This is a genomic window from Streptomyces sp. NPDC089424 (assembly GCF_044749345.1).
Classification (GTDB): Bacteria; Actinomycetota; Actinomycetes; order Streptomycetales; family Streptomycetaceae; genus Streptomyces.
This window is the reverse complement of the sequence record NZ_JBIVHU010000003.1, coordinates 443673-464173: the sequence shown is the minus strand read 5'-3', so window position 1 is coordinate 464173 and position 20501 is coordinate 443673. Positions and strand designations below refer to the sequence as shown.

Annotated in this window: 16 protein-coding genes, 1 tRNA gene and 3 pseudogenes; 4 read left to right on the top strand and 16 right to left on the bottom strand. The window is 65.4% G+C overall.

The annotated features are described in order from the left end of the window. Window positions 1-12 precede the first annotated feature (12 nt). Window positions 13-1140: an ArgS-related anticodon-binding protein NrtL gene (gene nrtL / locus ACIP2X_RS17100; RefSeq protein ID WP_401673348.1), complete on the bottom strand. Its 1128-nt coding sequence runs from the start codon at window positions 1138-1140 to the stop codon at window positions 13-15. A 182-nt stretch (window positions 1141-1322) separates the two neighbouring features. After that, window positions 1323-1893: pseudogene (locus tag ACIP2X_RS17095) on the bottom strand (response regulator). Window positions 1894-1959: 66 nt separating this feature from the next. Here ACIP2X_RS17095 and ACIP2X_RS17090 point away from each other — a divergent pair. Then, a tRNA-Arg gene (locus ACIP2X_RS17090) sits at window positions 1960-2031 on the top strand. A 205-nt stretch (window positions 2032-2236) separates the two neighbouring features. On the opposite strand, the gene ACIP2X_RS17085 is transcribed toward ACIP2X_RS17090, so the two are convergent. From ACIP2X_RS17085 to ACIP2X_RS17065, 5 genes and pseudogenes are all read right to left on the bottom strand, one after another. Further along, entirely contained in the window at window positions 2237-2587 is a 351-nt protein-coding gene (locus ACIP2X_RS17085) for a hypothetical protein (protein WP_401673346.1), read from the bottom strand. A 106-nt stretch (window positions 2588-2693) separates the two neighbouring features. Then, window positions 2694-3566, bottom strand: coding sequence for a nuclease-related domain-containing protein (locus ACIP2X_RS17080; protein ID WP_401673344.1), 873 nt, complete (start codon window positions 3564-3566; stop codon window positions 2694-2696). A 106-nt stretch (window positions 3567-3672) separates the two neighbouring features. Next, window positions 3673-4626, bottom strand: a pseudogene (locus ACIP2X_RS17075) (tyrosine-type recombinase/integrase); the annotation flags it as partial. A 47-nt stretch (window positions 4627-4673) separates the two neighbouring features. Beyond that, window positions 4674-5114 carry an ATP-binding protein gene (locus ACIP2X_RS17070; protein WP_401673341.1) on the bottom strand — a complete coding sequence of 147 codons (441 nt, stop codon included), beginning with the start codon at window positions 5112-5114 and terminating at the stop codon, window positions 4674-4676. A gap of 280 nt (window positions 5115-5394) precedes the next feature. Continuing rightward, window positions 5395-6135, bottom strand: coding sequence for a GntR family transcriptional regulator (locus ACIP2X_RS17065; RefSeq protein WP_401673339.1), 741 nt, complete (start codon window positions 6133-6135; stop codon window positions 5395-5397). Between the two features lie 99 nt (window positions 6136-6234). On the opposite strand from ACIP2X_RS17065, the gene ACIP2X_RS17060 reads away from it, so the two are divergent. Then, window positions 6235-7335: a DUF1152 domain-containing protein gene (locus tag ACIP2X_RS17060; protein ID WP_401673337.1), complete on the top strand. Its 1101-nt coding sequence runs from the start codon at window positions 6235-6237 to the stop codon at window positions 7333-7335. A 379-nt stretch (window positions 7336-7714) separates the two neighbouring features. Here the strand turns inward: ACIP2X_RS17060 and ACIP2X_RS17055 are convergent, their stop codons facing one another. Continuing rightward, complete coding sequence (locus ACIP2X_RS17055) at window positions 7715-8386, bottom strand: hypothetical protein (RefSeq protein WP_401673335.1); 672 nt, start codon at window positions 8384-8386, stop codon at window positions 7715-7717. Between the two features lie 339 nt (window positions 8387-8725). On the opposite strand from ACIP2X_RS17055, the pseudogene ACIP2X_RS17050 reads away from it, so the two are divergent. After that, window positions 8726-9058: pseudogene (locus ACIP2X_RS17050) on the top strand (transposase); the annotation flags it as partial. A gap of 193 nt (window positions 9059-9251) precedes the next feature. Here ACIP2X_RS17050 and ACIP2X_RS17045 read toward each other — a convergent pair. From ACIP2X_RS17045 to ACIP2X_RS17020, 6 genes are all read right to left on the bottom strand, one after another. Next, window positions 9252-9563: a M48 family metallopeptidase gene (locus ACIP2X_RS17045; RefSeq protein ID WP_401673332.1), complete on the bottom strand. Its 312-nt coding sequence runs from the start codon at window positions 9561-9563 to the stop codon at window positions 9252-9254. Beyond that, on the bottom strand, window positions 9563-12505 hold the full coding sequence (locus tag ACIP2X_RS17040; RefSeq protein ID WP_401673330.1) for a type I restriction endonuclease subunit R: 2943 nt from the start codon (window positions 12503-12505) through the stop codon (window positions 9563-9565). The genes ACIP2X_RS17045 and ACIP2X_RS17040 overlap by 1 nt, the downstream gene beginning before the upstream one ends. Beyond that, window positions 12502-13707, bottom strand: a complete 1206-nt coding sequence (locus tag ACIP2X_RS17035; protein ID WP_401673328.1) for a restriction endonuclease subunit S — start codon at window positions 13705-13707, stop codon at window positions 12502-12504. Before ACIP2X_RS17035 ends, ACIP2X_RS17040 begins: the two co-directional genes overlap by 4 nt. After that, entirely contained in the window at window positions 13704-15530 is a 1827-nt protein-coding gene (locus tag ACIP2X_RS17030) for an N-6 DNA methylase (RefSeq protein WP_401673326.1), read from the bottom strand. The genes ACIP2X_RS17035 and ACIP2X_RS17030 overlap by 4 nt, the downstream gene beginning before the upstream one ends. A gap of 357 nt (window positions 15531-15887) precedes the next feature. Next, entirely contained in the window at window positions 15888-16286 is a 399-nt protein-coding gene (locus ACIP2X_RS17025; RefSeq protein ID WP_401673324.1) for a hypothetical protein, read from the bottom strand. 553 nt (window positions 16287-16839) lie between these two features. Continuing rightward, window positions 16840-17121: a hypothetical protein gene (locus ACIP2X_RS17020; protein ID WP_401673322.1), complete on the bottom strand. Its 282-nt coding sequence runs from the start codon at window positions 17119-17121 to the stop codon at window positions 16840-16842. 363 nt (window positions 17122-17484) lie between these two features. Here ACIP2X_RS17020 and ACIP2X_RS17015 point away from each other — a divergent pair, with 363 nt between their 5' ends. Further along, entirely contained in the window at window positions 17485-18177 is a 693-nt protein-coding gene (locus ACIP2X_RS17015; RefSeq protein ID WP_401673320.1) for a hypothetical protein, read from the top strand. Between the two features lie 69 nt (window positions 18178-18246). On the opposite strand, the gene snpA is transcribed toward ACIP2X_RS17015, so the two are convergent. Both snpA and ACIP2X_RS17005 read right to left on the bottom strand, forming a co-directional pair. Further along, on the bottom strand, window positions 18247-19059 hold the full coding sequence (gene snpA, locus ACIP2X_RS17010; RefSeq protein WP_401673318.1) for a snapalysin: 813 nt from the start codon (window positions 19057-19059) through the stop codon (window positions 18247-18249). A gap of 760 nt (window positions 19060-19819) precedes the next feature. Continuing rightward, a complete protein-coding gene (locus tag ACIP2X_RS17005) occupies window positions 19820-20071 on the bottom strand; it encodes a hypothetical protein (protein WP_401673316.1) in 252 nt (83 codons plus the stop codon). Window positions 20072-20501 lie beyond the last annotated feature (430 nt).

Here is a 20501-nt window from a genome sequence, read left to right as displayed (position 1 = left end):
CTTTCGGCTCTCTCAAAGGTGTTCGGGTGCGTCGATGCCGAGCAGGGACAGGCCACCGGCCAGCACCGTCCCGGCGGCTTCGGCGAGCGCGAGCCGGGCGCGGTGGGCGGCCGAGGGTTTCTCCGCGCCACGCGGCAGCACCGTGTGCAGCAGGGGCAGAACGGCATCGGCGACGTCGACGAGGTGCCGGGCGAGTCGGTCGGGGGCGTGCCGGGTGGCGGCGGCGCCGAGGACGCGAGGGTGGTCGGCGAGGGCGGTGAGCACGGCGTTGTGCGCTCCGTCGATGCTGCCGGGTTCGGCAGCGAAGCCCAGGTCGGCGGCGTTGCGGACGAGGGCGCGTGTGCGGGCGTGCGCGTAGCGGACCCGGAAGAGGGGGTTGCTCTCGCGCTGCACCAGATGGTCGGCGGTGACACGGGGCCGGTCGTGGGGCGCGGGATGAAGCAACGCCCAGCGACCGGCGTCACGGGCGAGGGGGGTGGGGTCGGCCGGGGAGGGGGTGGGGCGGATGGGGATGGGGGAGTGGGTGGGGTGGGCGAGGCGGGCGTGGTGGGAGGGGCTGGCGTCGGGTCGGGCGTCGACGCCGACGGAGCTCGCACCGTCCTCCACACTCACGCCACTCATGGCACTCATGGCACTCACGCCGAGGACGGACTCCCACTCGGGATCGGGCCGGGCATCACAGCTGGTGCGGACGGTGGCGCCCTGGGAACGCAGGATGCGGGCGGAGGCGTCGAGTACGACGAGCGCGCGCACCTCGTGCGGGGCGTGCAGGTGCAGCACCTGCCCGGCGAGGAGGTCGCCGTGTCCGTAGCGGTGCCCGTCCCGCAGAACGCGCCGGACGAGGTCGGCGGAGGCGTCCGCGTCCAGGGCGATGTTCAGGAATCCGGGCCCGGTGACCTGGACCTCGCGGACCCCATCGGCCCCCGCCAGATAAGGCCGCAGCACCTCGGCGACCCGGAGCGGTGGCTGTCCCGCCGGCCGGGCGAGCTGGAGTGCGATGTTGGTGGCGTAGTCGCCCCAGCCCCCCGGACCGGGCGGCGTCACGACGGCCCGCGCGGGCACCACCACACTGAGCCGACCCTCGTCGACGGCACGTCGCACGGCGTGCAGCACGGTGCGGGAGAGCTCGACGGGTGTCACGGGACAAGCGTATGGGAGGAGGGGGGTGGGCATGCGAGCCGATTTGGGCGCTGTTCCGGGATATGGACGCGGCGGGACGAGGTCCGCCAGCACTGGCACCGGCATCGGAGGAGCGCCGCTAGCCCCCCGGCGAAGTGATTCGGCACCCCACGGTCACCCGCAGGCCGGCTCGCGCTCGCCCTTCATGCCCCGGCGCGCCCGGCCCGCTCGGCGCCGAGCCACTCACCGACCCCGTCGTCGCCGCCCTCGGCGCTCCGCTCAGCGGCCCGCTCGGTCAACTCCCGCACGAGCCTCACCAGTTCCGCGGGCTCGAAGGGCTTGGCGAGGAAGGCGTCGACGCCGAGATCGAGGCCGCTCTCGACCTCGTACTGCGTACAGGCGCTGACGATGGCGATGGGCAGGTGCCGGGTGAGGGGGTCGGCCCGCAACCCGGCGGCGGTGCGCAGTCCGTCCAACCGCGGCATGACGACGTCGAGCGTGACGACGTCGGGCCGCACCTGATGGACGACATCCAGACACTCGGCACCATCGGCCGCGGTCACGACCTCGAAGCCCTCCAGCTCGAGGTTGACCCTGATCAACTGCCGGATGACCTTGTTGTCGTCCACAACAAGCACCCGGCCAGACGCGCCTGGCACAACTTCGAGAGTAGGTCGGGACCGGCCACCGCGTCCGGGTTTTCCCCACTTCCACCCCCTGCGGGGGACCCACACCGCCCCTGACCACGGCACGACCTCGGGGAAACCCGTTCATGAACACCCCGAGGGAGCTGGTAGTGTTCTACCCGTCGCCGCGAGGTACCACCACCGCGAAAGACACGCCCCCGTAGCTCAGGGGATAGAGCAACGGCCTCCGGAGCCGTGTGCGCAGGTTCGAATCCTGCCGGGGGCACCCATTATGAGGTGCCCAAAGACCCCGTCACCAGCGGAAACGCTGAGGCCGGGGTCTTCGCGTATGTGCAGGCGGATGCAGCCCGAAGCGGCTCCATGTCAGGGTCTGTGGACGAGGCGTGGACGGGTTCTTGAGGCATTGCCGCAGGTGAGCTGGCCGAAACGACGAGGCGCCCGGACCGATCGCTAGGAGCCATGCGCGCGGCTCAGCGATCACGCTTGGTCTCGCGAACCAGGCTGCCATCTCCTTCGTAGAGCTCCAGGGTGTACCTCAGACCAAAGCGGCTGAGTACGCCGTCGAGCTCGTCAAAACGCTGCGGGTTGACGACACCGTTCAGCAGAACGCTTGCGTCCTCGATCGGGTCGACCTCCAGTTGGCACCAACTGGTCTCAACCTCGTAGCTGTGCCAGGAGGACGACCTCGAACTCCATCCCGCCCTCACGAAGTGCTGGGCCACCGCGGAGGCATCAGGGCAACCGCGAAGAACCCCGCATATGTTGTTGCCGACCTCTACCCACTCAGGATCAAGCTTCCGGCCATCGTCGGATATGTCCACGCCGGAAGTATGAGGCCCCGGAGCCCGGGCAATCACTCGTATTCACGCGGCAGGTCCTCGATACGCTCGCGGGTCTGCCGCCCGAGGATGCCCTTGGAGTAGCGGGTCAGCTCCCCCGTTCCGCGGCCGGCGGGACCTGGGTCCAAGCCTGACGATGGCGAGCAACGCTGTACACCTGCTCAACCCGCTCGGCCGTCAACGCCCCTGAAAGCGGCGCCAGTGCCGCAACCTCACGCTCCCTGTAGACACGCACGCTGAGCTGCGTGGCAACCACGTTCAAATCGGTCACACCAACGAAAACGAGCACCGGCGTCACCGGTACAGAGAAGCCGCAATAGTGCTCAAGCACTCGGGCTACCCGCTTGGCCTCCGCCCGGCTCTTGCGGGCGTAAGGTGCCGATTTTCCGTGATCAACCTTCACGGAGTCATCGCCGACCCATACAGCCCTTTTGTGATGGTGCTTCGTATTGATGCTGAACACGCCACCGGGACCGATGAGCAAGTGATCCACATCCACCTTGTCAGCCAAGGGGATGGAATGCAGAACGCGCCAGCCGTGCCGCTCCAAGCGGTGCAGTTCGGCTCCCACCCTCTGCTCCCCCGCAAGGCCCTTCCGCCAGGAGTCCCACTCGGTGGGGCGCCGCAGGAGTTGTGAGACGACTCGCTTGGCCAGGCCCGGCCCGGACTTGTCGAGCAGAGACTCGCCAGGACGGTTGGCGGAGAGGTCATCGGCCGCTGTCAGAGGCGGCAGCAACGGGGGCGCCTCAGGCGTCCTGGGCGTCTTCTGCGGTGGGACCGGTTCGGGGTTGTTCCGTAAGTGGTCCGTGAGTACGGCGATCACGTCGTCGCGATACTCGGCAGCCAGAACGGTGATGTTCCCCGTCTTCACATTTGCCCAGCCGACCGCCGTGCCATCAGGCAAGTTCGCGTACAGGCGCTCATGTCCGTACCGCTTCCACCGCGTGACCCTCAGCTCCACGAGTCCCCCTCGACCGCTCTCGACTCGAAGCGTCGCAGCAGGCAGGGCGCAAGACGAGAGAGGCCCCGGACAAGTTGCCCGGGGCCTCGGTGGGGTACAGCGTGTCTCACTCGTATTCGCGCAGCAGGTCCTCGATACGCCGGTTGGCGACGTCCTGCCGTCCGTCGAGACACTTCGCGTAGCGGGTCAGCAGAACCTCGACGCTGTTGCCAGCGCGCTCGGCCACCTCGGTGGGGTCGACCCCTGCGTTGAGCCACGTCGACAGCGCCGAGTGCCGCAGGTCGTATGGGCGGCTCGCGAGCGGCGAGGCCGCAACGGACGGCGGGAGCGCAAAGAGGCGGGCCTCCTGCCACACGCGGTAGTACGTCGAGGACGGGACGACCGAGCCCTTCTCGCTGAAGAAGAGCCGCCCGTCGTCCGCCGTGCCGAAGGTGGCCAGGTGCTCGCGGAGTGCGGCGACGAGGTGCGGTGGGATCGGCACCCGTCGGACATCCTCGACGGGCCGGTTCTTCAGACCGCGGTCGTCGTGGGTCTCCCCCGAATCGGTCCACTGCTTGCCGACCGACGGACGAGTCCGGTGAAGCAGCGCCCTTCCCCACCCCTCTTCAGGGAGGTTCAGGTCTGTCTCGACGAGGCCGATCGCTTCAGCCGGCCGGAGACCGCCGAAGTACATCGCAGCGAAAAGGCCCACCAGGCGCCGGCCACGGGCCCGCCGGTAGCCGCCTACATAGGAGACCGCCGCCAGGAGATTCCGAGCCTGCTCAGGGTTCGCCACGACGCGAGGGTCTACCTGGTTGGAGACCTTCGGCTTCTGCCAGCGAACGGCCGTGATCGGGTTTTCACGCAGTTCCCCCAGGTCGACCGCATAGTTGGCAGCGTTGACGAGAGTCCGCCGCTTACGCCGCACGGTTTCAGCTGCCGCGGCCGAGCCGTCGAGCTTCAGTTTCAGTGAGTCCAGCACCGTGCGAGCCGTGGCCGGTTCCGCGAGATCGACAAGTGGCCGCGATGCCTTCGACACCCAGTGAAGAACGTTCCGAACATCGTCCGGGACGTCCCGGTCCTCGGAGCGACGATTCCGCCTCCGCAGTACCGCGGGGCGTATTCCGCTCATGACGGCCAGGCATCGGCCATCTCGAAGGAGACCACCGTTCCGCCGAAGCGACTGGGCCCGTGATGCCAGGAGTCGGCGATGGAGTCGACCAGGAGCAGCCCGCGGCCGTGCGCGTCATCGGCGTCGGGACGCCGCAGCCGGACACTCGCCGGGAATCCCGGGTTGTGCACCTCTACCCGGAGGGAAGCACCCTCGCGGAACCACTCGACCCGGACGACCCAAGGGTCGTCGGCGCGACCGTAGGAGATGGCATTGGTGACCAACTCCGAGATCATGAGAGCGCAGTCGTCGAGCGAGCAGGCCGGGTTGTAGGGGGCGATGAACTTCCGGAACCAGCGCCGGGCCCGAGGCACGGACTCCGCGACAGGGTGCAAGGTCATCGCCCCGAGTCGCGGTGAGTCCTCGGAGGGATAGCGGTCGATCTCGTAGTTGGCCATCCGTGCCTACTCCTTGCCGCTGCCGTCGCAGTCGGGGCAGCGCCGCATCGATGTGGCAGGGGTGCGGTCGGCGACGGTGGCAAGCACCAGGGTCGTACGCGAGCCCACGCGCTTCCATCCGCGCCCTCGGCAACCTCGGCAAGGTAAGCGCGTGCCCTGGTCCGGCCGCTGACTCGTCACACCATGCCCCTTCCAATAAAGTGGCCTTAGCCACTTTCTGGATAGTGGCATTAGCCACTTCGTCGACGCAAGCGGTTCGCCTGAACTGGCTGGCTATCTGTCAGGAGAGCGGGTAGCCCTGCTCGAACGCCCAACGGTGCGGCGGGTAGGTGGCTTCGGCGAACTCCAGCGGGCGGTCCTGGAGATCGAAGACGACGTGATGCACGACCAAGACGGCCGAGTTGGAGTCGAGTTGCAGGTCGGCGGCTTCCTCATCGGTCGCCGTCCGTGCGCACATGCGATCTTCGGCGTAACTGCCCCGCCGCCCGGTCACGTTCTCGACGTAGAGCAGGGTGCCTTCCTGGATCCTCTCCGGCTCCAGAAGCCTCGGCGCGCGTTGCCCGACATCCGGTGCGAACCACGAGGTGGACAACGTGATGGGCCCGTCCTGATTGTTGGTCACCCGACGCCGATGAACAGCCCGCCGTTCCTTCACCAAGCCCAACCCTTCGGCGACATGGTCCGGCGCTTCCAGCCAGCCGGCCGACGTGATGACGGCGTACTCGCCGGGGGTGTAGATCTTCCCTGTCTGCCGAGCGCGGCCGTACAACTCACGGGCACGACGGTTGACTTCGAGCCTGCGCACGTACGTGCCCGACCCCTGTCGCTTCTCGACAAGCCCTTGATGACTCAACGCCTCCAGCGAACGGGCCGCCGTCGGCCTGGACACCTTCCAGTCCGACGCCAGTTGCCGCTCGGAGGGAACCTCGTCCCCCGGCCGCAGGTCGCCCCGAAGGATCTGATCGCGGATGTAGTGCGCGATCTGGAGATACTTCGGCTGAGCCTCCTCGATCTTGGGCACGCGCCCTCCTCGTTCTGCGCCGCCCTTGCGGCAAAGTGGCTATGGCCTCTAGCCACTATAGGGTGAGTGGTCAATATCGGACCCCGTACTCTTGCCCCCATGACGCGGTTGATCGTCGCAGCAGGAGGAGGGGGCGACGCTGTCGCCGCCGCAATGCTTGACGCCGCCCTCTACGGCGACGACGCCAGCAGGACGGTGATCCTCACCTACGCGTGGGACCGCCTGCTGATCGACCCGCTCCCAGGCCCGCGAGGCCCCCAGAACTTCACAGGTCTTGAGCCCTTCACTCCAGCTGTTTGGAGAGTGCCGGCGCAGGCCCGACCGGTCGCCCCGGCAGGCTCCACACTCCCCCGGCTCGCGGCAGAGCTCCCGCAAACCTTGGCACTGATCGACCCGAGCCACGGTGCTGAAGGCGTCACACGCCAACTCGAAGAGCTCGTGGACCATCTCCAGCCCGAGTCGATCGACCTCCTGGACGTGGGCGGCGACGTCCTCGCACGAGGCGACGAGCCAACGCTGAAAAGCCCACTCGCCGACGCCATGACACTGGCGGCGTGCTGCCAGGTGAACGCACCTGTCCGACTGTTGATCGCTGGCCCGGGACTGGACGGAGAACTCCCACTCGACGACATGCGGGGTCTGCTCGGCCCGGTTGTCCGCACACTCACGGCCAGGGATGTGGAAACGGTCAGCCCGGTCCTGGAGTGGCACCCCTCCGAGGCGACCGGGATGCTCGCAGCGACGGCCCGAGGAGTACGGGGCACATGCGAGGTCAGGGACGCGGGACTTCCCATCCCTCTGACCGACGAGGGCCCGACGATCCACGAGGTCGACCTGGACGAGGCACTGAGCCGCAACCAGTTGGCCCGCGCGATCATGACGACAGCGACATTGGAAGAGGTCGAGGCCCTCAGCCGCGAGGTGTGCGGCTTCTCAGAGATCGACTACGAGCGCAATAAGGCACTGTGGCTCAAGGAGTTGCGACCAGTGCAGCTGGACGCCGAGTCGGTGCTTCCCCAACTCGACCAGTTCGAGGCGGAGGCCCGAAGCCGCGGAGTCACTCACACGACGTTCCGCCGACTCACAGAGGCACTGAACCTCGACGGCACCCAGCGCGAGGCCCTGCGCCAACTGCTCATCAGCAGCCGGCCGGAGCAGTACGCGGCCCCACTCTGGCGCATCACAGAGGCTCCTGAGTAACAACCTTCTTCACGGGTTCAAGGCGGCTCGCTCCGCTCACCGCGCGCGACCCGGCCCCCGGCCGGGCCTGCGCTCCTGTCTCCGCCCCGCTCCAGCCCAGTCGGCGTCCGTGCCGCGCTCATGGCAATCAGCCGTCTGATGCCAGAAAATGGGGTACGTGGTGGCTGGGGCGGTCGGCTCCACGGCTTTACGGAGCCACTTTGGCGCGAGCCTCGAAGATCATGGCCCCAACGTCGTGCTTTACCGGGCAGGCCACAGACTGCCCAACGCGCCGGAAGCTTACGGGGCCATGATCACTCGCGCCAAAGCAGCGCCACCCCAAAGCCGCTACACCAACCTCGCGGAAAACCTACGCGAGGTTAATCGATCCGGAAATAAACTAGTTGACCAGGGTCAATGCGAGAACCACGGCACTCTCGGCCTCGGCTTGAGATACATGCAAAGGCGCCTGAATATCTGGATCGACATGGCGTGTGTATTCGTTAGTCCAGAGGATCTGCATCATCCCGAGGAGAACCTGTTTTGGGTCTGCGGCGGAGTCAACCTTGAAAGCAAAATTCCACTTCTCTGGCTTGTCACGGAAGGCCGTGATCATCTTTCCGAGGGTGGGGATCGAATCCTTTGGCGAGATCACGGGCGCGGCTGCGGCTTCCACGGCGCGCACGGCGTACCGATAAGCTGCTGATGGGTCGCGATTCATAGAGAATGCATGCTTCCATGCGTCGGCAAGTAGTCTGCCCGCTCGTGCATCGAGAGTACCTGTCGTCTCAGCAGCGAGTTGTACGGTTGGGTCGATACGTTCGACCAATCCAGGCTTCCCTGCTACCAGGCCAACACGCCAGGCCGAGGTTGCTTCCTCGAGTTCATGTTCCAGGGCGTTGCATGCTTTGTCGTCGGGATTCAGATCCGACAGCGCTAGATCCACGGCGCCAAGGAAAGCTTCTTCATTCTCGTAGAGGGCATTCTTCAGGCTGGCGAGTCCTTTTATCCTGTCGGCGTGATCTTTACCGTTTCCGCCCCATCCCGCAGAGATGCGCATGATGCGTTCCACCCTGCGGATCTTCTCTGCACTTGGTGATGAGTAATTCCTGTGGCCATCCCAGTGGGGAGCGTGGAGTCTCGCGGAGAGCCAACGCCACAGCGACTCGCAAAGCCAATGTGGCACACCGTCCGTGAGGCGCACAAACTCGTGATGCCCGCTCTCAGTGCGCCGTGCGAAAAATGGCCGCCACTCTTCCTCTGACGAACTCACTTCGTCCCCCAAGCCCCGAGATTATTCATGCTTCGCACCATACCCGGCCGTAACGGGCAGTAGGCAAGTTTTTTTGTAACCAGGCACGACGGGGGAGTGTTCAATGATCGGCGGATCCGACGATCGAGGAGACGCCAGATGAGCGACACGACTATCGAGCAGATACCGGGCGGCGAGCCGGCGGCGGCCGTGGCGGCGAGTGACGAGCAGTTGGTTGCGATGCTCGTGGATCGGGCCCGGTCGGAGGGCCTGCAGCTGACCGGGGAGGGTGGGCTGCTCCAGCAGTTGACCAAGCGGGTGCTGGAGTCCGCCCTGGAGGGCGATATCACCGATCACCTCGGATACGAGAAGCATGACGCCGAGGGCCGGGGCAGCGGCAACAGCCGCAACGGGACCCGGGCGAAGACGGTGCTGACCGATGTCGGCCCGGTCGAGGTCAAGGTCCCCCGGGACGTGGCGGGTTCGTTCGAATCCTGCCACCCCGACGCTGGTCGGATGGCCAATCGCATGATCGCGATTGGCCATCCGTCGTGCTCGGGGGCAGAACAGAGGTCAACGGGATGGAAGGTGAAGGCAGACAGCTCCCTGTCCCGCGTAAGGGCCCTGGCGAACGGCTGGCCTTCGCACGAGGGGCTGTCCGCCGGCCCGCTGACGGAGACCGTGGTCACTTGGTTGAGTGCCGGCTCTTGTGCTCCAGCTCGCGCCAGTTCGGGACGAGCGCCGACATCATGGCGTGGAAGCGCTTGCCGTGCGTGCGATAGCGCAGATGCAGGAGCTCATGAACGATGACATAGTCCTGGAAGGCTCTGTCGGTCCCAGCCAGCTCGTCCGCGAAGGTCACCACGCCGTCACTGGTGCACGAGCCCCACTTCTTGGGCATATCGACGATATCCACGCGCTTCGGGTTTACCTTGATCCGGAACGCCCACGCCATCGCGCGACGCCTGAGCTGCTGATCCGGATAGAGCGAGGACATTAGTCTCCTGTCATCTGTTCGAGCAGCTGCATGATCTGTTCCACCACCATACGACGCTGCTCATCGGGGAGCTTGATCACCGGCTTGTAAAGGTTCAGGCGGAGACGACGCTGCTCATCTGGGTTCTGTACCCAGTTTGGGAACTTCTCGAGCAGGGATTCCACTTCCCGAGCCACGGCCAGCGTGTCGAGGCTAGCCTCGGAGAGTGCCTCATCGCGACTGAGCTGCCAGTGGACGGCAAAGCCGGTATCGCTCAGGCCGCTGTCCTGGGCTTCCTTTCGGGCTGCTTCCTTTTCGACGACCAGCGCCGCTATCTCGTCCATTGCGGCCATGCCGGTTACCTTGCGCTCCTCCAGGTTCTTGATCACCTGGTCGGCGCGCTCCTTGAGGGCACGCAGCACCACGGCCTTTACCGGGTCCTCGTCCATCTCCTTGCGCAGTCCCCGGAGCAGGTTGTAGACCTTCCCCTCCTCGGGCCCCTCCTCGCCCTTGAGCGACTCCAGGGTAGCGACGTCGAACGTGACAACCTTGGCGATGCGGCCCAAACCTTCCTGCTCCGCGCTGCTCTCGATGAGCCGGCGGGTCTTGTACTCCAGGTCGCCTAGGAAACTGCCGGTCTCGGAGTATGCGTTGCGCACCGCGGCGTAGAGCTGGCTGAGGCGCTTGTAAGTCGCGATGTGGTCACGCAGCTCGGCCGAGGGCGAAAGGATCTCCCAGAGCGCCTCGACATCCTTGTAGTCCTCGAAGAACGTCTTACGGGCATCGGGATCGATGAACCGGCCGTAGACCACCTTCTCCAACTGCTGGTCCGGACTGTCCTTGGCATCGACCTGGAGATAGTTCTCTTCAGCTTGGGTGATGCGCTGATGGAGGTCCTCCATCATGATCTCCAGGTCCTCGATCGCCCCGCCGATGTCTGCGGAATCGAAGCGCAGGGCCTTCTTAAGCTCGCGCAGCACACCAACAAAGTCGACAACCAGGCCGACGCGCTTCTGAACACCCTCGGCGTCGACGTAAGGCCGGTTGACACGAGCAATGGCTTGGAGCAGCACATGGTCACGCATCGGCTTGTCGAGGTATATCGAGTAAAGCACCGGGGCGTCATAGCCAGTAAGCAGCTTATCGGTGACGATCAGGATCTTGGGCTGTTCGGCGGGCTTCTTGAAGGCCTTGCGTACCTCCTGCTCGCGGGCCTCCGAGAGCTGCAGCTCGGCCACCTTCGGTCGATCGACGGCATCCGAAGGGTTGCTGCTGTACACGACCTCCGACCACTCCGGCGGCAGGTGCCGGTCAAGGGCCAACTTGTACTTGGCGCAGGTCGCGCGGTCGACGGCGACCAGGAAGGCCTTGTAGTGCAGCGGGGCGACATTCTCCCGGAAGTGGCTCGCGACGAACCCGGCCACCTGCTCGACACGGTCGTCAGCGCTGAGGAAGGCACGGATACCGACCGCGCGGTCGAGCACCCGGTTCAGCTCCTCGACGTCGGTGACGTCCTCACCCGCCGCTAGAGCGAAAAACTCCTCATCGAGCTGCTCTGTCGGGATGGTCATATTGGACGGCGCCATCATGTAGCGGATGGGCAGCGTCGTCCCATCCTCGATCGACTCCTTGATGGAGTACCTGTCGAGGTAACCGCCGTCGTCCTGCGCGCCAAAGATCTGAAAGGAGCCAGAGCCCCCCTTGGCGTTACCGACCGGCGTTCCCGTGAACCCGATGATCGTCGCCTCGGTAAGCGCCGCCATGAGGTAGCTGCCCAGGTCCTTGGCGACAGAGCGGTGTGCCTCGTCGATGAAGACGTAAATATTGTCGCGGGGAGAGCTGTCCTTCCTGATCTCTTCGAACTTGTGAATCATCGAGATCACCAGGCCGCGAAAGTCAGCGTCGAGCAACTCCTGAAGCTCGGCCTTGGAGTTGGCCCGGCGCACAGCGACGTCGTTGGCCTGCATCTCCCCCAGCAGACGGTCGACCCACTCGCGCAGCTGACCCTCCAGCTCGGTACGGTCGACCACCAGGATGACGGTGCCGTTGTTAAAGCGGTCCTTGTCCTCAAGAATCAAGCGGGCTGCGGTGAGCAGCGTGAACGTCTTGCCGGATCCCTGGGTGTGCCAGATAAGGCCACGGGTCTTTTCGGGGTCTGCGCAGCGGGCCACGATCTTGTCTATCGCTCTGCGCTGGTGCTCGCGCAGCACCGACTTCCGCGTCTCGCCGTCCTCGACGTAGAAGAGGATCCAGTGCTGCAGGGTACGCAGGAAGTCGGTCGGCTCGAAGAAAGCCTGGACGGCGAAGCGGTACTCCTCGTCGGGGGTCTGCTTCCACTTGGAGATGAAGCGCCGGTTGGCGTTCCAGGTGACGCCATACCAGTAGTCAAGCAGATGGGTGACGTTGAACAGCTGAGGCGCGGCCAGCAGTTCGGGCGTCTCCAGTTGGTAGCGGCGCAGTTGCTTCACAGCCCGATCAAGCGCTCCCCCGTCCTTGGGGTTCTTGTGCTCGACGACCGCCACCGGCAGCCCGTTGATCACGAACATGACGTCAGCACGGTTGCCCTTGCGCGCCAGCGGCTCGATCTTCCACTCCCACGTCACGATGCAGGAGTTGCTGCCGGGGTTATCGAAGTCGACGACACGGATGGGACGGTGGCGCTTATCCACCTCGTCGTACCACTGGCGCTCGCCGCGGATCCAGGCGAGGACATCTCGATTACCCTCAATGGTGGGCGGTAGCGCCTCGATGGTATCGACAATGGCCCGGGACTGGTCGTCGCTCAGCCACGGGTTGAACTCCAGGAGCTTGGCCTCTAGATCATCGCGGAACAGCATGTTGGCACGGCCGTGGCGCTTGGCTTCGGCCTCCTGTTGCGTCAGGGGCATCCAGCCGATCTCTACGACATGCTTCACCATCGGGAACTGAACGGTGTAGCCCTCGGCAATCTTGAGCGTAGTCATCCAGCGTTCCCTTCGGGCAGCGGACCGGGCGGGACGAGCAGGTCGTCGACCGTGACATCGCCGGTCATGAGGTCGTGGAGCATGCGCTCGAACAGTTCTTTGAAAAGCTCCAGCTTGGCGCGCTGCAACTCAAGCTTCTGATCGACCGTCTTCAGCAGGGCTGAAATCTCCTGTTGGTGGTCGAGGTCACGGGGATACGCGATCGGAATCGTCCGGACGATATCGAGGCTGAGATTCTGCTGCTGGCCACCGTGCGCCCGGGCTCGGATGTTCTCGTACTGCCACTCGAGGAAGTAGTAGAGGTAGTCAGGGGCGACTTTCCCTTCAGGGCACTGGATAGCGGCACAGGCCTGGTTGCAGGTGGCGTCGATCCCGAGTTTTCCGACCTTCCCGCGCGTGACGCCTTGGCCATACATAGCGAGCAGCAACGTGCCGGCCGGGTAGAGCTTGACACTCGTTTCTTCCAGAGCGGCAGCCGTGATGTGTTCAGAGGTCTCCGTGATCGTCGAGTACGACACTTCGGCCGTCTTCACCCAGGGAATGGTGCCGCCCTCCCAGTACCGCGAATTGCGGCGAGAAGGGGTCCCACCGGTCTGCGCGGTGTGCGAGTCACCGAGTTTCTCGACGACCCAGCCTTCGGGAACCAGTCCAATCTCCGTCTCCTTCTGAGGCTCGCCGCGCATACCCGAGGCAAACAACTCATGGAGAGCGACGCCCTTGAGTTCCTTGAGAGTGGCAGCCTTCCGCTCCTGACGGCGAATACCGTCCTCGACCAGCTTGAGCGCCTGGGCAATCCGTACCTGTTCGGGCTGATCCGGTACGGGTACCAACTGCTCCCTTAGAAGCGTGAAGTGGCGGTTATAGCCGCGACTCTCCAAGTTGAGCGAGCGGAGCGCATAGAAGAAGAACAGCGGGTCGATGTCCGAACGTGGCTTGAGGATCTGGGTGCCGTCAGCCCCACGCACAAAGGGCATGTCGACGTACTTCAGCGTTCGGGAGTGGTCGCCGAAGACGATCAGCGGCAACTGCTCGTCGATGACACCGTCTTCCTCGTCAGTCCAGCCTGCGATATCGGCCTGGCTTTGATCGATGATTGGGTATTTACCTGACCGCTTGTAGGCGCTCGTCGGAAGCTTGACACGGGGCAAACTTGTCCGCTGAAGGCACGCCTCGACGGTCTCCGTCTTCCAGGCGAAGGTCATGCCCTAACCTCCGCGAGCGGACGTAGCGCCGCGAGCATCCGATCGGTCAGCTCGCTGTCCTCGTCGTGGAGCAGCTGCAACTCGCCGAGCAACTCGGCGATGGTGCGATGCTTGCGGTCGTCGGTCGTGCGCACCCACCTGCTGGGACTCAGGTTGTAATCGGCCTCCACGATGTCCCCGAGATCAACGACGGCAACCTCGCCGTCGACGGACTCACCCGCGATGAAGAGTGCAGCGAGCTCCTTAATGTCCTCCTCGCGAAGGTGGTTCTTGGGCTTGCCCTTGGTGAAGCGGCGGCTGGCGTTGACCAGGACGACCTTATTCTCGCGACTGGTCGGCTTGCGCTTGTTGAGCACGATGATCAGGCCCGCGGCCGAGGTGTTGTAGAAGAGGTTGTCCGGCAGCAGGATTACGCCGTCGATCAAGTCACGATCGACGAACCACTTGCGGATGTTGCGCTCCTTATCATCGTTTTTAGCGCCGGAGCCGCGGGTGACTGCGCCAGTATCGAGGACGACCGCAGCGCGTCCGCCGTCATTCATCGTGGCAACGGTGTGCTGCAGCCACGCCCAGTCACCTCTACCTGATGTGGCGCCACCCGACTTCATGAAACGGTCGAAGGGGTCATCGGTGAATAGTCCGGGGTCGAAGGGCTGGTTCCACATCGGGTTCGCCACCATGATGTCGAAGCGCATCAGAGAGCCGGAGGCATCGCGGAACTTGGGGTTGATCATGGTGTCGCCGCGCTGCAGGTCGACGTCCATGTCGTGGATGATCGTGTTCATCCGGGCTACGGCGTAGCTCTCGGCCTGGAGCTCCTGTCCGTACATCTTGAGCGGCACCTTGCCGGTCGGGTCAAGCTCCCGAGCGACAAGCTGCAGTTTGATCAGGAGTCCACCCGATCCACAGGCGTAGTCGTGGCAGGTCTCTCCCGGCCTCGGCCGAAGGATATTAGCCATCAGGAAGCCCACCTCGGTCGGAGTGAAGAACTCGCCAGCACTCTGCCCGGAGCCCTCAGCGAACTTCCGTAGGAGGTACTCATAGGCCCGCCCCAGGAAGTCGGGCTGTACATCAGCTAGGCCAAGGCGGTACCGCGGGTCGGAGAAGGTTTCGACTACCCCGCGCAGCTTGGCCGGGTTAATGTCCCGCTCACCATTGCGTTCGGCGGCGAAGTCGACCACGTCAATAACGCCCGACAAGTCCGGATTATGCCGCACCACGACACGCACTGCCTTGGTGAGATGCTCCCCGATGTCACGAGGTGCCATCGACCGGCCACGCTCGTCGACCGGCCAGTCAAACGTCGTGCGCCCGTTGATTACGCTCCACCGGGCTTCAGGCGGGATGTAGAAACGCAGCAGGCTGTGGTCGGACTCCGCGATCTCCAAAGCGACCGCAGGGTCGCCGAACTCCTCCTCCAGGCGGGCAATCTCGTCGTCGAAGACGTCGGAGAGCCGCTTCAAGAACAGCAGTGGGAGGAGGTAGTCCTTGAACTTGGGGGCGTCTTTCTCGCCACGGATGGAGCAAGCAGCGTCCCAGAGCATCTGCTCCATGGGCTTCGTGCTGTGGGCGCCGGCCACCCGGCCACGCCGGCGAGTGGGTGCCGGAGCTGCAGTCGCATCGATGTCGTCGACGTCGATCCCAGCCTCGGCCGCCACCTTGACGATGCGCGCCATCGCGGCCTTCTGAGGTCTGCTGCCTCCACCTTCCCAGCGGTTGACTGTCGCGAAGGAGACACCGAGCTTCTCCGCTAGTTCGGCCTGAGTGAGGTCGAGGTGGGCCCGGATGGTGCGTAGCGCTGCCGGCACGTCTGCAGATGTCATGTTTGTTATGTTTGTGGTACGACATCGCAAAGTCAAGGGGGTTGCGCTGATTCTGGCTACACCAGCAACGGCCCGCGATGGGCCTCAATGACACCAGTTCGTCAGCAAGCGCACCACCCTGACGAAGCACCCGACCGTGGGCACAGTTTGGAAGCACCTCGCTACGCCCATCCCACTTCTCCCGGACACTGTCCGGTTGATGCGATCAACGCAGCCCGTTACAGAGGCTTCCTCACTACTACGAGCCGGTCCGCCAGCAGGCCCTGCGTTCTCGACCCCTTCCATTTTCCGCTGCTTGGGGCACTCCGCGGCCCCGCTGACGAAGTAACCGCGGGGCCGCTTCCACTGGTGCAGTGGTCAGGTGTCTGACCGGCGGACGATGCGAATCTTGCGTTTGGGCTCGCGGGGCGCGTAGTCCAGTGCGAGACGATCAGTGAATGCCTCGACGAGCTCGGCATCGTCGCCGTCCAGTGAATCGATCTGCGGCGCCAGGCGCTTCACTCGGTCAGATAGGTGCGCCGGGGCTACGCCGAGCCACTGTTCGGCGACCATGGCTCGCACCTGATCGGCCGTGGTCTGGAACAACTTGGCGATGCCGTCGATGTCTCGGTCACGGTAGGGAGGCCCGACATCCTTGCCGTTGGCAACCTCGTTCCACCATGACTCTTGTCGGACCTTGTCGCAGGCCTGCGCCATGTCGGTGTAGCGCATGCTCTTGTGCAGTTCGAGAACTCGGTCCCGAAAGGGGGTGCTCATACCGCGCATCATCCGCTAGATCGGGCCAGGCATGCGATATAGAGAATGAAAGATACGAAAAAGATCGTAGGCGCGTACGATCGGCACGATGCGCCCTCCACAGCTGATCGCGTTGTCACGTGCCAACCGTGACTATGGGTGAAGTCACTGCAACGAACCCATGTGCCGCAACACCGGAAGATCGATGGACCGCTGGTGATCCACGGCTCTGCCCGTGGCGGCGGTCGGTGAGTAGAGGGAATCGCCATCGCCGATGGGCGCTGAGTAGTCGTGGACCATCCGTGGACGCGGCCAAGCCTTCCGACGTGACATAGGCCCTTGACCAGCAACGACGTCGGAGCCCCAAAGGGCCTCCGGAGCCGTATGCGCAGGTTCGATTCCTGCTGGGGCAGCTTGTGCGAAGCGCCTTAAAGACCCCGCCGTCGGAGCTGTCGCTGAGTCAGGGTTTTCGCGTAGGTGCAGGCGTATGCCGATCCGAGCGGGCGTAAGTCGAGGTCGTCAGCTATTTGCGGACTGGCGACGGGCGACGAATGTCCAGGTCGCCAGGGGTTCCTTACGTCGTAGCCCGGGCCTCCGTGAGTGATCGTTGCACGTCGGCCACCAGGTTCCGGAGGTGTCCGGGCTGCACGCCCTCGTGTTCCATCCACTCATCGAAGCGGGGACGCAGGTGCCGCACCATGCCCGTCCCGTGGCGACGCAACACCGAGCGATAGATCGAGATCTCTGCCTGCACCTCTCTTCGGAGATCATCGGTCCACCCCTGCGCCCGGTCTTCCTCGCCCAGTGGAGCCTTGAGAGCGGCCACCGCTTCATCGAGGACCGGAAGCAAGGCCATGGCATCTCCCCGGGGTCACAAGGTGCACTGCACCGGTTCCATATCGGCCCTTGAGCGGCTAAACCCCGGACGAGTCCGGGGCTCGAAGCCTAGCGCTGCACGGGGTCACTCGTATGTGCGCCGACGAACTACTGCCAGCTGTTGATCAGTTGGCAGTAGACGTTGGGGAGCGCGGTCATCGAGTGGCGGGCGCGAGCGGCAAGCTCTGGGGCCCCAGGCGGCCGCCTCCTCCAGGACGTACGGACCCCGGGCCGGGATGGCTTGCCCGGGCGACAAACTGGGGCGCTCGAATCCGTAGGTCTCTGGTCGGTTTGCCGATGACCCGTCAGGCTGCGGCCCCTACGCGTGCGCTTGGATGAGTGGGTGACCGTTCATGATGTTGCTCGGCAACTGCCCGAGATAGCAGTGCTCCGTGAGCACAGTCGTTCCATGGCCGTTCTGGAGGCGGTGCTGAGTCCCGAGTGGGAGAACCGCTATCACTCCTTCGACGACCAGTGGTCCGAGACGGAGTCGATGGCATCCATGCGCAACGGGTCGGGCGACGAGTACTCGATCGTCTTCTCAACCGCCGGCGCCTACATCCGGGGGTTCGATCACGAGTCGCCCATGAGCCCGTATGTGGAGGACGGGCCGTGGCCTGGAGTGCTCGACGAGGTTCCTGACGTGTTCCGGTCGTCCGTCGAGGAGCCGGCGTTCTCGGACGAGGACGGCATGCCCATCGTGACTGCTTGCTTGTGGCGGGAGATGGCGGACAGCGCCTGGGAAGCGGGGGCGATCGACTTTCCCGATGCGGCGACCGGCGATCCGGACGGATCAGGGCTGCTGTTCCAGCTGTTGGTGGATCGCACGCCCGAAGCGTTTCAGCGATGGGCCGAGGACTACTACCAGGTCCCGGTCGACCTGGCCGCCGTTCGTCACGTCTTCTCCTCGCGTCCGCTGACCGAGGAAGTGGTTCGTGCCTTGAACTCGGAGGTGGCCCTGGCTCAGCTCGCGGAGGACCTCGCGGAGATCGGCTATCCGACGAGCGGGGCGCCCGTAGGCACCCACTGCGGGTGACCTGACCTGCTGCGGGGCCGCCGACGTCGATGGATATTCCTTCGCCGGCCGCCCCGCGTGCGGGTGTGATCAGCTCCAGGGTGTGCGGTGGTGGGGGTGCCACGGGCCGGGGCCCGGGGGCATGGGGCGTGTCGGCGGGGCGGGCGGCTGGATTTCCGGGGCCGGGGGCGCGGGGGGTGCCTGTGGTGCGGTGTTCGGGTCTTCGGTGGGCTGGTTCTCCGTGCCCGGGGCCTGGGCGACGCCGTTGGCCCACAGTTCGTCGACGCGGGCGCGCTCGGTGGCGTTCGGGTAGCGGTTGGTGCAGGACGGGCCCGCGCCGCCGCCCGACATCAGCTCGCTGCACGGCCCGCTGTAGTTGTCCGGCAGGCCCAGGACGTGCCCGGTCTCGTGGGTGACGACGCGGATCGAGTCGTTCTGCCGGCTCTGGGTGTAGTCGATGAAGATGTAGCCGCTTCCGTGGCCGTTGGTGGAGGCGTGGGACCCTCGGGAGTCGTTGCCCTCGTAGTAGGAGAAGTCGGCGCCGGTCGTGGCTTCCTCGAGCTTGACGTTGGACTCGGAGCTGTTCCATATGGAGGCGGCGCTCGCTATCTGCGAACGGAAGCTCGGTGCCTTGGAGGCGTCGTAGTAGAGGGTCACCGCCTGCCCGCTGGTCTGGGCGGCGGGCTTCTCGGCGGCCGACTTGAGCACGGCCTCGAAGAACGCCTTGTTGTTCGAGGCCTCCTCGGCCGACCCGTCGTACCGCGCCACGGAGGTGCCGGCTGAGTCGGACGGGCTGGGGGCCGTCAGGGCGCTCGCCGGCGCCGCCGCACCCAGTGCGCTGGACGCCAGGCCCAGGCCGAGAGCGACGGCGAGGAATCTCGGGGACCTTCGGGACGACTTCATGTGGGGGGCTCCAACTGACTCGGTGACGCCGAGCGCCACAGTGCGCGGTCGACTCGGCGTGAACACCGGTTCCGAACTGCTGCGACGTCCTGTGGGGCGCCATTCTTAGAACGGCTCGACAGGGTGCGCAATGGGGTCCGCTACTACGTCGCTTCGTAGGGGTTGGGGCCATGGCGGGGCGGTACGCGAGACACCGGCGGGCGCACGGCGGGAGGGAGGGGACCTTTCGCACCGTCAGAAGCCTTATAACGCTGGGCAGTGGGCGTGCGCGTCGGCAGGCCGGGATCACGGGGCTCGTGACGGGGTTCGCATCCTGGTCAAGACGGACAAATCCTTAGATGTCCGCCATGCTGCCTCTACTAAGCGCACCGGTTGATGGGAGAAGCGCTGTGACTGACGTCACGAAATAATGGGCTTCCGTGCCTTTTGCTCCCCACTGGCCCGCGGCACGCGCTCGTCGAGCCTCGGCCGGCGGACGGGGCGGTGGAACGCCGCGCGTATCGCGTCCCCGCGTCCCGCGTCCCGCGTCCCGCGTCCCGCGAAATACTCGCCCGACCGACAGCCATCGCCAGGTCGCCGGGCGTCGGTCGCCGGTCGCCGGTCGCCGACCGCCGGGCGTCGGGCGTCACAAAGGCCCCGGACCGGTGAGGTCCGGGGCCTTCGCACCCACTTCGAGACGAAACGCAAGCGGCCACTCATGGGCGGGCGCCGGGTTCGCGGCCCGGACGCCGGGGCCCAAGCGGTGAGCTAGGTGACTCGGTTAACGGTCGTCGTCACAATCGGAACCGATGTCGGTGAACTGGGCGCCTGGGCTGCCCTCACCGTTGATCAGGTTCCCGCCCAGGCCGTTGAGAATGCCGACCTGGCCCAGGATGTCGATGTTCAGGTCATGGGATCTGCATCCGCCGCCGTGCGGGCCTTTCGCTTCCACGGCAGTGGCGGGACCGACACCCATGAAACCGACACTGCTTATGATGACGGTCGCGACAGCGGCCTTGTGAAACCTGCGCATATCTCCTCCTTGGGCCGGACAGGGAGCGCCACTCGAAGATCCATTCAGCGCTCATCTCGGAGGCTAGATCGACTTCTCGCGCGGCGCTCATCGGGAAGGCCATCCAGGGGTTCTGAGGCTCCGTCGGCCACGGATGGGCGCGGGCTGTCCGGCCGGTACCCCCGATGCAGCAGCCGCCTCGGCATCGCCGCTGGCAGGAGCGGTCCGCCTCCCCGCGCTCGGCCCAGCGTCCGGCCCGGACGCGCCACCCCTGCGTGGGGGCTGATCGACCGTCACCCGTGTGCGCGGCCGTCCCGTCCACCGGCGACCTGCTCGACCGTGGGTCTGGCCCCCGCGCGGCCCGCCGTCCGGAACTGGCGGGCCCGCACCTGTGAAGGTGCCGCGCGGGGTACCCGGAACCTACGCCTCCACTTGTCGAAACGGAAGACCC

Bases quoted from the DNA above. Each gene is read 5' to 3' on its own strand.
- ACIP2X_RS17070 (WP_401673341.1), bottom strand. From the start codon at position 5,114: ATGGCCAACTACGAGATCGACCGCTATCCCTCCGAGGACTCACCGCGA.
- ACIP2X_RS17060 (WP_401673337.1), top strand. From the start codon at position 6,235: ATGACGCGGTTGATCGTCGCAGCAGGAGGAGGGGGCGACGCTGTCGCC.
- ACIP2X_RS17045 (WP_401673332.1), bottom strand. From the start codon at position 9,563: ATGTCCTCGCTCTATCCGGATCAGCAGCTCAGGCGTCGCGCGATGGCG.
- ACIP2X_RS17040 (WP_401673330.1), bottom strand. From the start codon at position 12,505: ATGACTACGCTCAAGATTGCCGAGGGCTACACCGTTCAGTTCCCGATG.
- ACIP2X_RS17035 (WP_401673328.1), bottom strand. From the start codon at position 13,707: ATGACCTTCGCCTGGAAGACGGAGACCGTCGAGGCGTGCCTTCAGCGG.
- ACIP2X_RS17030 (WP_401673326.1), bottom strand. From the start codon at position 15,530: ATGACATCTGCAGACGTGCCGGCAGCGCTACGCACCATCCGGGCCCAC.
- ACIP2X_RS17025 (WP_401673324.1), bottom strand. From the start codon at position 16,286: ATGAGCACCCCCTTTCGGGACCGAGTTCTCGAACTGCACAAGAGCATG.
- ACIP2X_RS17020 (WP_401673322.1), bottom strand. From the start codon at position 17,121: ATGGCCTTGCTTCCGGTCCTCGATGAAGCGGTGGCCGCTCTCAAGGCT.
- snpA (WP_401673318.1), bottom strand. From the start codon at position 19,059: ATGAAGTCGTCCCGAAGGTCCCCGAGATTCCTCGCCGTCGCTCTCGGC.
- ACIP2X_RS17005 (WP_401673316.1), bottom strand. From the start codon at position 20,071: ATGCGCAGGTTTCACAAGGCCGCTGTCGCGACCGTCATCATAAGCAGT.